The sequence below is a fragment of the Klebsiella sp. 2019SCSN059 genome (genome assembly GCF_021739525.1).
In the GTDB taxonomy this organism is placed as follows: Bacteria; Pseudomonadota; Gammaproteobacteria; order Enterobacterales; family Enterobacteriaceae; genus Klebsiella; species Klebsiella quasipneumoniae.
This window is the reverse complement of sequence record NZ_JAKKOM010000015.1, coordinates 62,589-77,388: the sequence shown is the minus strand read 5'-3', so window position 1 is coordinate 77,388 and position 14,800 is coordinate 62,589. Positions and strand designations below refer to the sequence as shown.

Annotated in this window: 12 protein-coding genes; 10 read left to right on the top strand and 2 right to left on the bottom strand. The window is 58.7% G+C overall.

Annotated features, from left to right (window positions below; translation table 11 throughout):
• The first annotated feature begins 109 nt into the window (after positions 1-109).
• The 5 genes from L2I46_RS16560 to pckA all read left to right on the top strand — a co-directional run bounded on the left by L2I46_RS16560 (position 110) and on the right by pckA (position 6,266).
• Positions 110-2,239, top strand: coding sequence for an intracellular growth attenuator family protein (locus L2I46_RS16560; RefSeq protein WP_048335458.1), 2,130 nt, complete (start codon positions 110-112; stop codon positions 2,237-2,239).
• A 60-nt stretch (positions 2,240-2,299) separates the two neighbouring features.
• Positions 2,300-2,983: a GMP/IMP nucleotidase gene (yrfG, locus tag L2I46_RS16555; RefSeq protein WP_236948046.1), complete on the top strand. Its 684-nt coding sequence runs from the start codon at positions 2,300-2,302 to the stop codon at positions 2,981-2,983.
• On the top strand, positions 2,980-3,381 hold the full coding sequence (gene hslR, locus L2I46_RS16550; protein WP_236948045.1) for a ribosome-associated heat shock protein Hsp15: 402 nt from the start codon (positions 2,980-2,982) through the stop codon (positions 3,379-3,381). Before yrfG ends, hslR begins: the two co-directional genes overlap by 4 nt.
• 18 nt (positions 3,382-3,399) lie before the next feature.
• Entirely contained in the window at positions 3,400-4,284 is an 885-nt protein-coding gene (gene hslO / locus L2I46_RS16545) for an Hsp33 family molecular chaperone HslO (protein ID WP_017899960.1), read from the top strand.
• 359 nt (positions 4,285-4,643) lie between these two features.
• Positions 4,644-6,266 (top strand): phosphoenolpyruvate carboxykinase (ATP), encoded by a 1,623-nt coding sequence (gene pckA, locus L2I46_RS16540; RefSeq protein ID WP_023291202.1) that lies wholly within the window; start codon positions 4,644-4,646, stop codon positions 6,264-6,266.
• Between the two features lie 77 nt (positions 6,267-6,343).
• Here pckA and envZ read toward each other — a convergent pair whose 3' ends face one another.
• Positions 6,344-7,699, bottom strand: a complete 1,356-nt coding sequence (gene envZ / locus L2I46_RS16535) for a two-component system sensor histidine kinase EnvZ (protein ID WP_023291203.1) — start codon at positions 7,697-7,699, stop codon at positions 6,344-6,346.
• Positions 7,696-8,415 (bottom strand): osmolarity response regulator transcription factor OmpR, encoded by a 720-nt coding sequence (gene ompR, locus L2I46_RS16530; protein ID WP_001157751.1) that lies wholly within the window; start codon positions 8,413-8,415, stop codon positions 7,696-7,698. Before ompR ends, envZ begins: the two co-directional genes overlap by 4 nt.
• 227 nt (positions 8,416-8,642) lie before the next feature.
• Between ompR and greB the strand changes: the two genes are divergently transcribed.
• From greB to feoC, 5 genes are all read left to right on the top strand, one after another.
• Positions 8,643-9,116, top strand: coding sequence for a transcription elongation factor GreB (greB, locus tag L2I46_RS16525; protein ID WP_002920503.1), 474 nt, complete (start codon positions 8,643-8,645; stop codon positions 9,114-9,116).
• Positions 9,117-9,216: 100 nt separating this feature from the next.
• Entirely contained in the window at positions 9,217-11,547 is a 2,331-nt protein-coding gene (locus tag L2I46_RS16520) for a Tex family protein (RefSeq protein ID WP_072413863.1), read from the top strand.
• A 418-nt stretch (positions 11,548-11,965) separates the two neighbouring features.
• On the top strand, positions 11,966-12,193 hold the full coding sequence (feoA, locus tag L2I46_RS16515; RefSeq protein ID WP_002920506.1) for a ferrous iron transporter A: 228 nt from the start codon (positions 11,966-11,968) through the stop codon (positions 12,191-12,193).
• Positions 12,194-12,221: 28 nt separating this feature from the next.
• The gene (feoB, locus tag L2I46_RS16510) at positions 12,222-14,540 is read left to right on the top strand and encodes a Fe(2+) transporter permease subunit FeoB (RefSeq protein ID WP_236948044.1); all 2,319 of its coding nucleotides are present in this window, start codon (positions 12,222-12,224) and stop codon (positions 14,538-14,540) included.
• Between the two features lie 9 nt (positions 14,541-14,549).
• Positions 14,550-14,789, top strand: coding sequence for a [Fe-S]-dependent transcriptional repressor FeoC (gene feoC, locus L2I46_RS16505; protein ID WP_004202151.1), 240 nt, complete (start codon positions 14,550-14,552; stop codon positions 14,787-14,789).
• The last annotated feature ends 11 nt before the right edge of the window (positions 14,790-14,800 follow it).

The following is a 14,800-nucleotide window of genomic DNA, read 5'->3' as shown; positions in this document are numbered from 1 at the left end:
ACATATTCACTACCCTGCAAGCAGGTGCGCCGCTAACACTGCAGCTTGACGTTAGTCTTCACGTTCACCGACGATTTCGTAAGAAAAATATAACTATGATGGGATGGGCATGGGCACCTTTCTGATATTCCTTACAGCTCTGCTAATCTGCGTATTGCTCATTGGATGGTGGTATCGCACGCACGCCAGACGCCGCCGGCTCCCCCTACTGCACGCCTTTAGCGATGCCACCACGCGGCCGCTCCCTGCCGATGAGCGCCAGGCCATCGAAAAGTATCTTGCCGAACTGAGCCGCGCCCAGCAGGTGCCCGCGTCCGGCGCCACCAGCGCGCCCGTCGCTCTGGCGCTAAACGAACAGAGCGATACCGTCTATGGGTTGACGCGAGCCATCACCCGCTACGGGATCACCACCGACGCGCCGAATAAATGGCGCTATTTTCTCGATTCGGTGGAGGTACATCTGCCGCCGTTCTGGGAACAGCATATCAACGATGAAAACAGCGTCGAGCTGATCCCCACCGACAGCCTGCCGCTGGTTATCACCCTTAACGGTCATACCCTGAGCGACTATCGTCAGGAAGCGCAAAGCTACGCTCTGGAACGCGCCTCGGCCACCCAGGCCTCGATTCGCGGCGAAGAGAGCGAACAGGTAGAGCTGCGGCAGATCCGGCGGGAAAGCCCGGAAGAGCACGCCCTGAATCGCCCGGACGGTCTGCGGGAAGCGATCCTGATCGTCGCCTCTTTCCTGTTCTTTTATTTCAGCCTGATTGGGCCAGCCGTCTTTACCCCGTGGCTGGTGGCCGCCGGTTTGCTGCTGCTCGCCGCCGGCCTGTGGGGGATCTATGCCGCGCCGCGCCGCGCCGCGCTGCGCGAAATCCACTGCCTGCGCGGCGTCCCGAAGCGCTGGGGGCTGTTCGGCGAAAACGATCAGGAACATATCAATAATATCTCGCTGGGCATTATCGATCTCATCTATCCGCGCCACTGGCAGCCCTGGATCGCCCAGGACCTCGGACAGCAGACCGATATTGATATCTATCTCAACCGCCATGTGGCCCGTCAGGGACGCTACTTGTCGCTTCATGATGAAGTGAAAAATTTCCCGCTGCAGTACTGGCTGCGCAGCGCGATTATCGCCGCCGGCGCCCTGGTGGTGGTGATCATGCTATGGGCCAGCGTACCGCTGAATATGCCGTTTAAGTTCACCCTGTCGTGGCTGAAGGGGGCGCAGACGATTGAAGCCACGACCGTCAGCCAGCTGGAAAAGGCCCATGTGCGCATTGGCGATACGCTGCGCCTGACCGGTACCGGGATGTGCAACATCCGCACGCCGGGCAGTTGGACGGCCAAAGAGGATTCGCCGTTCCTGCCTTTCGATTGTTCGCAGATTGTGTGGAACGATGCCCCTCCTCTGCCGCTGCCGGAGTCTGACATTGTCAGCAAAGCGACCGCCCTGATGGAGTCCGTCCAGCGTCAGCTGCACCCGGAAACCGACGACGACTCCCGCGTCAGCCCGGCGCTGCGCTCCGCCATTCAGAAATCTGGCATGGTGCTGCTGGATGATTTCGGCGATATCGTTCAGAAAACCAACGATCTCTGTTCGGCTGCCGATGATTGCCTGCGCCTGAAGAACGCGCTGGTTAATCTCGGCAATACCCGTAACTGGGAGACGTTAACCAAGCGCGCGTCCGCCGGGAAACTGGATGGCGTGAACGTGCTCCTGCGACCAGTCAGCGCCGAGTCGCTGGAGAATCTGGTGACCACCTCAACCGCCCCCTTTGTAATGCGTGAAACCTCGCGAGCGGCGCAGGCGCTCAACAGCCCGGCCCCGGGCGGCTTCCTCATCGCCAGCGACGAGGGCAGCGTGCTGGTCAATCAGCCGTGGCCGGCGGTAAGCCTGTATGATTACCCGGCGCATGAGCAATGGGGCGAACTGCGGCGGCTGGCCGGTATGCTGATGCATACTCCCTTCCATGCCGAAGGGATCGTCACCAATCTGTTTACTGACGCCAACGGCACCCAGCATATCAACCTGCACCGCATTCCCGACCGCAGCGGCCTGTGGCGCTATCTGGGCATCACTCTTCTGCTGCTGTCGATGGTGGGATGCATGGCTTACCACGGCGTGCAGGCGCTGCGTCGTTATCAACGCCATCGCCAGCGTATGGAAGAAATTCAGAAATATTACGAAAGCTGCCTGAACCCGGTGCTGCTCCCCTCGTCTGACCCGCAAGATTAATTTCCCCGGCGGCAGGGTGTGATACCCTGTCGCCCATTTCCCGCTCGCTGGAGAGTCATCATGCATTTTGATATCGCCTGGCAGGAGGTCGATACCGTTCTGCTGGATATGGACGGCACGCTCCTGGATCTCGCTTTCGATAACTATTTCTGGCAAACGCTGGTGCCGGAAACCTGGGGGACCGCCCGCGGCCTCAATCTGCAACAGGCGAAAGAGGCCATGCACCAGGAGTATCATGCCGTGCAGCATACGCTAAACTGGTACTGTCTGGATTACTGGAGCGAGCGCCTGGGTTTGGATATTTGTGCGATGACCAGCGAACAGGGTCCGCGCGCCACGCTGCGTGAGGATACCGTGCCGTTCCTTGATGCGCTCAAGGCCAGCGGTAAGCGACGTATTCTGTTGACCAATGCCCATCCCCACAATCTGGCGGTGAAACTCAAACACACCGGCCTGGATGCGCACCTTGATTTATTACTTTCCACCCACACATTTGGTTATCCGAAAGAGGATCAGCGTCTGTGGCGCGCCGTGGCGGAGGAAACCGGCCTTGAGGCGCATAAAACGCTGTTTGTCGACGACAGCGAGGCGATTCTGGATGCCGCGAGGGAGTTTGGCATTCGCTACTGCCTGGGCATTACCAATCCCGACTCCGGGCTGGCGGAAAAGCAGTATCTGCGCCATCCGGGGCTGAATGATTACCGACGACTGATCCCTTCGCTTACCCCGAAGGAGAGGCGATGAAAGAGAAGCCTGCCGAAACCGTCAGACTGGATAAATGGCTTTGGGCCGCCCGCTTTTACAAGACCCGCGCGCTGGCGCGGGAGATGATTGAAGGCGGCAAGGTGCATTACAACGGACAACGCAGCAAACCAGGGAAAATCGTCGAACTGGACGCCATGCTGACGCTGCGTCAGGGCAACGACGAGCGGACGGTGCGCATCGTCGGTATCGCCGAGCAGCGCCGCCCGGCAAGCGAAGCCGTCACCCTGTATGAAGAGACGGCGGAGAGTATCGAGAAGCGTGAAAAAATGGCCCTGGCGCGCAAAATGAACGCCCTGACCATGCCGCACCCTGACAGACGTCCGGACAAGAAAGAGCGCCGCGACCTGATGAGATTTAAACACGGCGAGAGTGAGTAACTCGCGCCAGAAAGAGAGATGATTATGACTCAACACGATCAATTACATCGTTATCTGTTTGAAAACTATGCCGTGCGCGGCGAGCTGGTGACGGTGTCGGAAACCCTGGAGCAGATACTGGCGAATCACACTTATCCCCAACCGGTGAAAACGGTGCTGGCGGAGCTGCTGGTCGCCACCAGTCTGCTGACTGCGACCCTGAAGTTTGCCGGCGACATTACCGTGCAGCTGCAGGGCGATGGGCCTTTACAGCTGGCGGTGATCAACGGCAATAACCAGCAGCAGCTGCGCGGCGTCGCGCGCGTGCAGGGCGAGATTGCGGACGATGCGGATCTGAAAGCGATGGTCGGCAACGGTTATCTGGTCATTACCATCTCCCCGGAAGAGGGTGAGCGCTATCAGGGCGTGGTCGGTCTGGAAGGCGATACGCTGGCCGCCTGCCTGGAAGATTACTTCCAGCGTTCAGAGCAGCTGCCGACGCGCCTTATCATCCGTACCGGCGAACATGAAGGCCAGCCGATGGCGGGCGGGATGTTGCTGCAGGTGATGCCGGCCCAGGATGCCCAGACTGCCGACTTTGAGCACCTGGCGACGCTCACCGAGACCATCAAGGCGGAAGAGCTGTTCACCCTGCCGGCGAACGATGTGCTGTGGCGTCTGTATCATGAAGAAGAAGTCACGGTCTACGATCCGCAAAGCGTGGAGTTCAAGTGCACCTGCTCCCGCGAACGCTGCGCCGGCGCGCTGAAGACGCTGCCGGACGAAGAGATAGATAGCATCCTTGCCGACGAAGGCGAGATTGATATGCACTGCGACTACTGCGGTAACCACTATATCTTCAACGCCATGGACATCGCCGAGATCCGTAACAACGCCTCTCCGGCCGACCCGCAGGTCCATTAATCCTCACTTCTTCTTCAGGCACCGGGCGGCGATGTGGTTTGTCGCCCGGTGCCTGACTTTTATTTATTCACGAGTTGAATCGATTCTCGCTGAAAGAGTTACGTAATTTTATTCTAGGAAAGCGATTACATTCACATTTCAGCAGTTTTTTTAATTACTTTTTAACCATTGAGAAACATCTAACCCCACCATCCGTCCATTTCCTGAGATAATCCACTTCACTTCGTGACAGGAGTCACCGTTTTTTTCGTCATTCTGCGGAATGTCGAGATACGTAAATCTATGAGCCTGGTCGCGGTCAATACCCGGTAATAAACCCTACAATTTACAGCAGTACATCTTGGCTAAGGAGCAGTGACATGCGCGTTAATCATGGTTTAACCCCGCAGGATCTCAAGGCTTATGGTATCAATGACGTTCAGGATATCGTCCACAACCCCAGCTACGACATGTTGTTTCAGGAAGAGCTCGACCCCAACCTGGAAGGCTACGAACGTGGCGTATTAACCAGTCTGGGTGCTATCGCCGTCGACACGGGCATTTTTACCGGTCGTTCTCCGAAAGATAAGTACCTCGTGCGCGACGACACCACCCGCGATACCGTCTGGTGGTCCGATAAAGGCAAGGGTAAAAACGACAACAAGCCGCTTTCGCAGGAAACCTGGCAGCATCTGAAAGGGCTGGTGACACAGCAGCTGTCCGGTAAACGCCTGTTTATCGTCGACGCCTTCTGCGGCGCTAACGCCGATACCCGTCTCAGCGTACGTTTCATTACCGAAGTGGCCTGGCAGGCGCACTTCGTGAAGAACATGTTCATTCGCCCGAGCGACGAAGAGCTGGCGGAATTCGCGCCGGACTTCATCGTGATGAACGGCGCGAAGTGCACCAACCCGCAGTGGAAAGAGCAGGGCCTGAACTCGGAAAACTTCATCGCTTTCAACCTCACCGAGCGCATTCAGCTGATCGGCGGCACCTGGTACGGTGGCGAAATGAAGAAAGGGATGTTCTCGATCATGAACTACCTGCTGCCGCTGAAGGGCATCGCCTCCATGCACTGTTCTGCCAACGTCGGCGAGAAAGGCGATGTCGCCATTTTCTTCGGCCTCTCAGGCACCGGCAAAACCACCCTTTCCACCGATCCGAAACGCCGCCTGATTGGCGATGACGAACATGGCTGGGATGACGATGGGGTGTTTAACTTCGAAGGGGGCTGCTACGCCAAGACCATCAAGCTCTCTGAAGCGGCCGAGCCGGATATCTATCACGCCATCCGCCGCAACGCCCTGCTGGAAAACGTGGTGGTGCGCGCCGACGGCACAATCGATTTCGATGACGGTTCAAAAACCGAAAACACCCGCGTCTCCTACCCCATCGACCATATCGATAATATCGTCAAACCGGTCTCCAAAGCGGGTCACGCCACCAAAGTGATCTTCCTGACGGCCGATGCGTTCGGCGTACTGCCGCCGGTCTCCCGCCTGACCGCCGATCAGACGCAGTACCATTTCCTGTCCGGGTTTACCGCCAAACTGGCCGGCACCGAGCGCGGCGTGACCGAACCCACGCCAACCTTCTCCGCCTGCTTCGGCGCCGCCTTCCTGTCGCTGCACCCGACGCAGTACGCCGAAGTGCTGGTCAAACGTATGCAGGCGGCTGGCGCGCAGGCTTATCTGGTCAATACCGGCTGGAACGGCACCGGCAAGCGCATCTCGATTAAAGATACCCGCGCCATCATCGACGCCATCCTCAATGGCTCGCTGGACAACGCGGAGACCTTTACCCTGCCGATGTTTAATCTGCAGATCCCGACGGCGCTCCCGGGCGTGGATACCCAGATCCTCGATCCGCGCAGCACCTATGGTTCCCCGGAGCAGTGGCAGGAAAAAGCCGACCAGCTGGCGAAGCTGTTTATTGAGAACTTTGAGAAGTATACCGATACGCCAGCGGGCGCCGCGCTGGTGGCGGCAGGGCCGCAGCGCTAACGGACGCAGAGAGGAAAAAGCCGGGCTTGCCCGGCTTTTTATTGCGCAACGTTTTGACCAGCCAACCGCGGGCGCGATCAGCTCTCTTTGGCCGGTTTCATCGGCGTCAGCACCCGGTGCACCGGCAACCAGGCGCGGATCAGTAACCCGCCGCGTTCGCTGGAGCCAATCTCCAGCCGGCCGTTGTGATTGTCGATAATACGCTGAACAATCGCCAACCCCAGCCCGGTTCCGCTGGTGCTGCGGGCGCTGTCGCCGCGCACAAACGGCTGAAACAGGTGCTCCCGCTGCTCAGGTTTAATCCCCGGTCCGTCATCTTCAACCTGGAACCACGCCCGGCTCGCTTCGCTGCCGCTGCTGACCTTGATCCAGCCATTGCCATAGCGGGCCGCGTTGACCACCATATTCGCCAGCGCGCGCTTGATAGACAGAGGATGCATGCGTACCGGAATTTCGCCGGCCTGCAGGGCGGTGGCGATCTCCCGCTCATAGCCGCTCTCCGCAGCGATCACTTCCCCCAGCACCGCATTCAGATCCGCCAGTTCCAGCGGCATCTCCTGCCCGGTGCGCAGGTAGTCGATAAACTGCTCGATGATGGCATTGCACTCTTCGATATCTTTATTGATCGACTCCGCGAGATAGCCGTCCTGCTCGCCCATCATCTCGGTGGCCAGACGAATGCGGGTCAGCGGAGTACGTAAATCATGGCTGACCCCGGCCATCAGCAGCGTACGGTCGTCGGCCAGCTGCTTCACGCCCGCGGCCATGTGGTTGAAGGCGCGGGTCACCGATCGCACCTCAGAGGCGCCGTACTCGCGCAGCGGCGGCGGGATAATGCCGCGCCCAACCTGCAGCGCCGCATGCTCCAGATCCACCAGCGGGCGGTTCTGAATTCGGATAAACAGCCAGGCGCCGCCTATCGCCAGCAGCATGATCGCCAGGGTATAGCGGAACAGCGGCGAGAAGTCGCCCTGATGGATCTCGGTCAGCGGCACCCGCACCCAGATATTGGGCGACAGCCAGGTCTTCAGCCACACCACGGGGGAGCTTTTATTGACCTCCACCCGCACCTCAGTGGGGCCGCCAAGTTGATGAGCCATCTGCTGGCTCAAGAATTCATAATGCTGCGCCCAGCGCAGGCCTGCGTCTTCCGCCGCTTCATTGGAATAGAGCGAAATCCCCAGCTCGCGATAAATTTCACGACGAAACGCCGGGGGCACCACCAGTTGGGTGCCATCCTCCAGCTGCAGCTTATCGGTCATCAGCATACGCACTTCGTAGGCCAATACTTTATTAAACTGCTGGAGGCTCGGCAGGATCGCGAAATTCAGTACCACCAGATAGGTCGTCACCAGGCTGACGAACAGCAAGGTGACGATCAGGAGCAGCGTGCGAGCAAAGGAGCTGCGCGGCGAAAAGCGCACGCGTTTCATGCCTTAGAACCGTCCGGGACGAAGACGTAGCCCAGACCCCAGACGGTCTGGATATAGCGCGGATGCGCCGGGTCCTCTTCCACCATGCGGCGCAGGCGGGAGATCTGTACGTCGATGGAACGCTCCATCGCAGAGTATTCGCGGCCGCGAGCGAGGTTCATTAACTTATCGCGCGACAGCGGCTCACGAGGATGGCTCACCAGCGCCTTCAGGACCGCGAACTCGCCGCTGGTCAACGGCATCGGCTCGTCTTCACGGAACATTTCGCGGGTGCCCAGGTTCAGTTTGAATTTACCAAAGGCGATAACCGCCTCTTCCTGCGACGGCGCGCCCGGCAGCTCGTTCGCCTGACGGCGCAGCACCGCCCGGATGCGGGCCAGCAGTTCGCGCGGGTTGAACGGCTTCGGAATATAGTCGTCAGCCCCGATCTCCAGGCCCACGATCCGATCGACCTCTTCGCCTTTCGCCGTCACCATAATGATCGGCATCGGGTTGCTCTGGCTGCGCAGACGGCGGCAAATCGAGAGACCATCTTCCCCGGGCAGCATCAGATCCAGCACCATCAGGTGGAAGGATTCGCGGGTTAACAGACGATCCATCTGTTCGGCGTTCGCCACGCTACGAACCTGGAAGCCCTGCTCGGTCAGATAACGTTCGAGCAGCGCACGCAGGCGCATGTCGTCATCCACAACCAGAATCTTATAATTCTCTTGCATTGTTTGTACTCCCAAAGGTTCACTGCAATAGTCAGTGCGTATTCTCAAAAAAGCCCGGCGCGCTCACCAGCTAAATCTGGTATACATTCCAGGCTAAATTGTTACAAAGCATATTTAACAGCAGGTTAAGTATACATTTAATCATAAGACACAGTATTTATCCTGTCGGTATTATTGCGCGCTACAAATTGTGCGCAACGACAGACTGTCAGAAGGTTGAACTCACGATGAAAACGCCGCTGATCACCCGCGAGGGATATGAAAAACTGAAGCAGGAGATGGACTACCTGTGGCGCCAGGAGCGCCCGGAAGTGACCAAAAAGGTGACCTGGGCCGCCAGCCTTGGCGACCGCAGCGAGAACGCGGATTACCAGTACAACAAAAAGCGCCTGCGCGAGATCGATCGCCGGGTCCGCTATCTGACCAAATGTCTGGAACAGTTAAAGATCGTCGATTACTCCCCGCAGCAGGAGGGCAAAGTCTTCTTCGGCGCCTGGGTAGAAATTGAAAACGATGAAGGCGATATCAAGCGCTTTCGCATCGTCGGTTACGATGAAATTTTTGGCCGCAAAGACTATATCTCCATCGACTCGCCGATGGCGCGCGCGCTGTTAAAAAAAGAGGTCGGCGATCTGGCCATCGTTAACACGCCGGCGGGGGAAGCCAGCTGGTATGTCAACGAGATCGAATACGTAAAATAGACAAGAACTTTCCGAGAGACGCCGGGCGCGGCTGGCATTTTCAGCCGCCAGTCCGTATAACTAGTCCCTGTTTTTTGACCCTAAAGATGAATTAAAAGCCATGATGAATGATTCGCTCTGCCGCATTATTGCGGGTGAACTTCAGGCCAGAGCCGAACAGGTAGAAGCTGCCGTTCGCCTGCTTGATGAAGGGAACACCGTGCCGTTTATTGCACGATATCGTAAAGAAGTCACCGGCGGTCTGGATGACACGCAGCTGCGTAATCTGGAAACCCGCCTCGGCTACCTGCGCGAACTCGAAGACCGTCGTCAGGCGATCCTCAAATCCATCGCTGAACAGGGCAAACTGACCGACGCGCTGGAAAAAGCCATCACTACCACGCTCAGCAAAACCGAACTGGAAGACCTCTACCTGCCGTACAAGCCGAAGCGCCGTACCCGCGGACAGATCGCCATCGAAGCCGGGCTGGAGCCGCTGGCTGACCTGCTGTGGAACGAACCGTCCCACGATCCGGAAACGGAAGCCGCAAAATATATTGACGCCGATAAAGGCGTGGCCGACAGCAAAGCGGCGCTGGATGGCGCGCGCTATATTCTGATGGAGCGTTTTGCCGAAGACGCCGCGCTGCTGGCGAAGGTCCGTGACTATCTGTGGAAAAACGCCCACCTGGTCTCCACCGTCGTCAGCGGCAAAGAAGAGGAAGGCGCCAAATTCCGCGACTACTTCGATCACCACGAACCGATCGCCGCCGTGCCGTCGCATCGTGCGCTGGCGATGTTCCGCGGCCGCAATGAAGGCGTCCTGCAGCTCTCTTTAAACGCCGACCCGCAGTTTGACGAGCCGCCGAAAGAGAGCCACGGCGAGCAGATTATTATCGACCACCTGGGCCTGCGCCTGAACAACGCCCCGGCGGACAGCTGGCGTAAAGGCGTCGTCAGCTGGACCTGGCGGATCAAAGTCCTGATGCACCTCGAAACCGAGCTGATGGGCACCGTGCGCGAGCGCGCCGAAGACGAAGCCATTAACGTCTTCGCCCGCAACCTGCACGACCTGCTGATGGCCGCGCCCGCCGGGCTGCGCGCCACCATGGGCCTTGACCCGGGCCTGCGCACCGGGGTGAAAGTGGCCGTGGTTGACGGTACCGGCAAACTGGTGGCGACGGACACCATTTACCCCCACACCGGCCAGGCCGCCAAAGCGGCCGTCGCCGTCGCCGCGCTGTGTGAGAAGTACAACGTTGAGCTGGTGGCCATCGGCAACGGTACCGCCTCGCGTGAAACCGAGCGTTTCTTCCTCGACGTGCAGAAGCAGTTCCCGAAGGTCACCGCCCAGAAGGTGATCGTCAGCGAAGCCGGGGCTTCCGTTTACTCCGCCTCCGAGCTGGCGGCGCAGGAGTTCCCGGACCTCGACGTGTCGCTGCGCGGCGCGGTCTCCATCGCCCGCCGTCTGCAGGATCCTCTGGCCGAGCTGGTGAAAATCGACCCGAAATCCATCGGCGTCGGTCAGTATCAGCATGATGTCAGCCAGACCCAGCTGGCGCGTAAGCTGGACGCGGTGGTGGAAGACTGCGTGAACGCCGTCGGCGTTGACCTGAACACCGCCTCCGTGCCGCTGCTGACCCGCGTTGCCGGCCTGACCCGCATGATGGCGCAGAACATCGTCGCCTGGCGCGACGAGAATGGCCAGTTCCAGAACCGTCAGCAGCTGCTGAAGGTCAGCCGTCTGGGGCCGAAAGCCTTTGAACAGTGCGCCGGCTTCCTGCGTATCAACCACGGCGACAACCCGCTGGACGCCTCCACCGTTCACCCGGAAGCCTATCCGGTGGTGGAGCGCATTCTGGCGGCGACTCAGCAGGCGCTGAAAGATCTGATGGGCAACAGCAGCGAGCTACGGAACCTGAAAGCCGTCGATTTCACCGATGATAAATTTGGCGTGCCGACGGTTTCCGACATTATCAAAGAGCTGGAAAAACCGGGCCGCGACCCGCGTCCTGAGTTCAAAACCGCTCAGTTCGCCGACGGCGTGGAGACTATGAACGACCTGCTGCCGGGGATGATCCTCGAAGGCGCGGTGACCAACGTCACCAACTTCGGCGCGTTTGTTGATATCGGCGTTCACCAGGACGGCCTGGTGCATATCTCTTCCCTTTCGAATAAGTTCGTTGAAGACCCGCATACGGTGGTGAAAGCGGGCGACATCGTGAAGGTCAAGGTCATGGAAGTCGATCTGCCGCGTAAGCGTATCGCCCTGACCATGCGTCTCGACGAGCAGCCGGGCGACAGCAACGCCCGCCGCGGCGGCGGTCAGGATCGCCCGCAGGGCAATCGCCCGGCCGCGAAAGCCGCCAAACCCCGCGGTCGCGACGCGCAGCCTGCCGGCAACAGCGCGATGATGGATGCCCTCGCCGCGGCGATGGGTAAAAAACGCTAATCCCTCCCTGCCCCTTTTCAGGGGCAGTTTTCCTTTTCATTGTCACTGACCTATAGCCGCCTTTTCGCGCAAATGGCTCTCAGTTATTTCTGATAACCTGCATTTATTCCGCGCCGGGCAGATAGCGAAATTAATATTTTCATTTCGTTAACTTAAGAAACCTTAATTAAACATTAGAGCGACGAAATAATATTTCGCATATTTTCGATCACTGGCGGACTTTGCGGCATATCAATAAAAAGGTGAATTTCACTTTAAAAATGGCATAAAGCGCATCATATGTATTGATGATAAAAACCATTCTCATTATCATCGCTTGCAGAATGTTTTTTCTTTTTCGTTGGCTACGGTCCCCGGCGCAACTGCCTCCAGGCGTCCGGAAAATTCTTCTTCGGTTAGCGATAGACAAGTAGGCCCTATGCAATTCACACCTGATAGTGCGTGGAAAATTACCGGATTTTCCCGCGATATTAGCCCAGCATACCGTCAGAAATTGCTCTCCCTCGGCATGCTGCCCGGATCCTCTTTTCATGTGGTGCGCGTGGCGCCGCTCGGCGATCCTGTTCATATTGAAACCCGACGCGTCAGTCTGGTATTACGCAAAAAAGATCTCGCCTTAATCGAACTGGAAGCGGTTGCACAATAACGGCTGACCCGGCACAAGAGTTTGAAATATGAAAAAATTAACCGTTGGTTTAATTGGTAATCCTAATTCCGGCAAGACTACCCTGTTTAATCAGCTGACCGGCGCCCGCCAGCGCGTGGGCAACTGGGCCGGGGTCACCGTTGAGCGTAAAGAGGGCGTGTTCGCCACCACTGACCACCAGGTCACGCTGGTCGACCTCCCGGGAACCTACTCTCTGACCACCATCTCTTCGCAAACCTCGCTGGACGAGCAGATCGCCTGCAACTACATCCTCAGCGGCGACGCCGACATGCTGATTAACGTGGTCGACGCCTCCAACCTCGAGCGAAACCTCTATTTGACGCTGCAGCTGCTCGAGCTGGGGATCCCCTGCGTCGTGGCGCTGAACATGCTGGATATTGCCGAAAAGCAGCAGGTGCGTATCGATATCGATGCCCTCGCCGCACGCCTCGGCTGCCCGGTCATTCCGCTGGTTTCGACCCGCGGACGCGGGATCGAAGCGCTGAAGATTGCCCTCGACCGTCATCAGGCGAACAGCGATATCGAGCTGGTCCACTATCCACAGCCGCTGCTGCGCGAAGCCGACCTGCTGGCGCAGCAGATGTCAGCGCAGATCCCGGCCCGGCAGCGGCGCTGGCTCGGTCTGCAGATGCTGGAGGGCGACATCTACAGCCGGGCCTATGCCGGCGACGCCGCCGATAAACTGGATATCGCCCTGGCGAATCTCAGCGACGAGATCGACGACCCGGCTCTGCATATCGCTGACGCGCGCTATCAGACCATCGCCGCCATTTGCGACGCCGTCAGTAACACCCTGACCGCCGAGCCAAGCCGCTTCACCGCGGCGATGGACAAAGTGATCCTCAACCGCTTCCTCGGGTTGCCGATTTTTCTCTTTGTTATGTACCTGATGTTCCTGCTGGCCATCAACATCGGCGGCGCGCTGCAGCCGATTTTCGACGCCGGCTCGGTCGCGGTCTTTATTCACGGTATTCAATGGCTGGGTTACACCCTGCACTTCCCGGACTGGCTGACCGTCTTCCTCGCCCAGGGGATCGGCGGCGGTATCAACACTGTACTGCCGCTGGTGCCGCAGATCGGCATGATGTATCTGTTCCTCTCCTTCCTCGAGGACTCCGGCTACATGGCGCGCGCCGCCTTTGTCATGGACCGCCTGATGCAAGCTCTCGGCCTGCCGGGGAAATCCTTTGTCCCGTTGATTGTCGGTTTCGGCTGCAACGTGCCGTCGGTAATGGGCGCCCGCACCCTCGACGCCCCGCGCGAACGTCTGATGACCATTATGATGGCGCCGTTTATGTCCTGCGGCGCGCGGCTGGCGATCTTCGCCGTCTTCGCGGCCGCCTTCTTTGGTCAGAACGGCGCGCTGGCGGTCTTCTCGCTCTACGTGCTGGGCATTGTGATGGCCATTCTCACCGGCCTGATGCTGAAGCACACCATTATGCGCGGCGAAGCCTCGCCGTTCGTGATGGAGCTGCCGGTGTACCACGTCCCGCATATTAAGAGCCTGATTATCCAGACCTGGCAGCGCCTGAAAGGCTTTGTGCTGCGCGCCGGGAAGGTGATCGTCATTGTCAGCATCTTCCTCAGCGCGCTGAACAGCTTTTCGCTGAGCGGTAAGGTCGTCGACAACATCAACGACTCCGCGCTGGCCTCGGTGAGCCGGGTCATCACTCCGCTGTTTAAGCCGATCGGCGTGCATGAAGATAACTGGCAGGCCACCGTGGGTCTGTTTACCGGCGCAATGGCGAAGGAGGTGGTGGTCGGTACGCTGAACACCCTCTATACCGCCGAAGATATCCAGAACGAGGAGTTCAATCCGCAGACCTTCAGCCTCGGCGAGGAACTGCTGGCCGCTGTCGACGAAACATGGCAGGGACTGAAAGACACCTTCAGCCTCAGCGTCCTGGCCAACCCCATCGAAGCCAGCAAAGGCGATGGCGAAATGGCCACCGGCGCGATGGGCGTGATGGGCAGTAAATTTGGCAGCGCCGCGGCGGCTTACAGCTACCTGATCTTCGTCCTTCTCTATATCCCCTGCATCTCGGTGATGGGGGCCATCGCCCGCGAATCGAGCCGCGGCTGGATGACCTTCTCCATTCTGTGGGGACTGAATATCGCCTATTCGCTCTCGACGCTCTACTACCAGACCGTCAGCTTTAGCGACCATCCGCGCTACAGCCTGGTGTGTATCCTGGCGGTGATATTGTTCAACGTGGTGCTCTTCGGTCTGCTGCGTCGGGCGCGCAGCCGGGTTGACGTCTCGCTGCTGGCCACCCGGAAAACGCCGGCCTCCTGCTGTTCCAGCCCGGCTGGCGATTGCCACTAAGGAGGATCTGTGGCGTCGTTAATGGAAGTCCGCGATATGCTGGCCCTGCAGGGCCGCATGGAGGCGAAACAGCTCAGCGCCCGCCTGCGGACGCCTCAGCCGCTGATTGACGCCATGCTCGAACGCATGGAAGCCATGGGTAAGGTGGTACGGATCAGCGAAACCAGCGAGGGCTGTCTCTCCGGCAGCTGTAAAAGCTGTCCTGAAGGGAAAGCGGCGTGCCAGCAGGAGTGGTGGGCGCTGCGATGAAGGGAGTAAGG

Excerpts from the sequence above, each read along its gene's own strand:
- pckA (WP_023291202.1), top strand. The coding sequence starts at position 4,644 with ATGCGCGTTAATCATGGTTTAACCCCGCAGGATCTCAAGGCTTATGGT.
- feoA (WP_002920506.1), top strand. The coding sequence starts at position 11,966 with ATGCAATTCACACCTGATAGTGCGTGGAAAATTACCGGATTTTCCCGC.
- greB (WP_002920503.1), top strand. The coding sequence starts at position 8,643 with ATGAAAACGCCGCTGATCACCCGCGAGGGATATGAAAAACTGAAGCAG.
- feoB (WP_236948044.1), top strand. The coding sequence starts at position 12,222 with ATGAAAAAATTAACCGTTGGTTTAATTGGTAATCCTAATTCCGGCAAG.
- L2I46_RS16560 (WP_048335458.1), top strand. The coding sequence starts at position 110 with ATGGGCACCTTTCTGATATTCCTTACAGCTCTGCTAATCTGCGTATTG.
- hslR (WP_236948045.1), top strand. The coding sequence starts at position 2,980 with ATGAAAGAGAAGCCTGCCGAAACCGTCAGACTGGATAAATGGCTTTGG.
- envZ (WP_023291203.1), bottom strand. The coding sequence starts at position 7,699 with ATGAAACGCGTGCGCTTTTCGCCGCGCAGCTCCTTTGCTCGCACGCTG.
- hslO (WP_017899960.1), top strand. The coding sequence starts at position 3,400 with ATGATTATGACTCAACACGATCAATTACATCGTTATCTGTTTGAAAAC.
- ompR (WP_001157751.1), bottom strand. The coding sequence starts at position 8,415 with ATGCAAGAGAATTATAAGATTCTGGTTGTGGATGACGACATGCGCCTG.
- L2I46_RS16520 (WP_072413863.1), top strand. The coding sequence starts at position 9,217 with ATGATGAATGATTCGCTCTGCCGCATTATTGCGGGTGAACTTCAGGCC.
- yrfG (WP_236948046.1), top strand. The coding sequence starts at position 2,300 with ATGCATTTTGATATCGCCTGGCAGGAGGTCGATACCGTTCTGCTGGAT.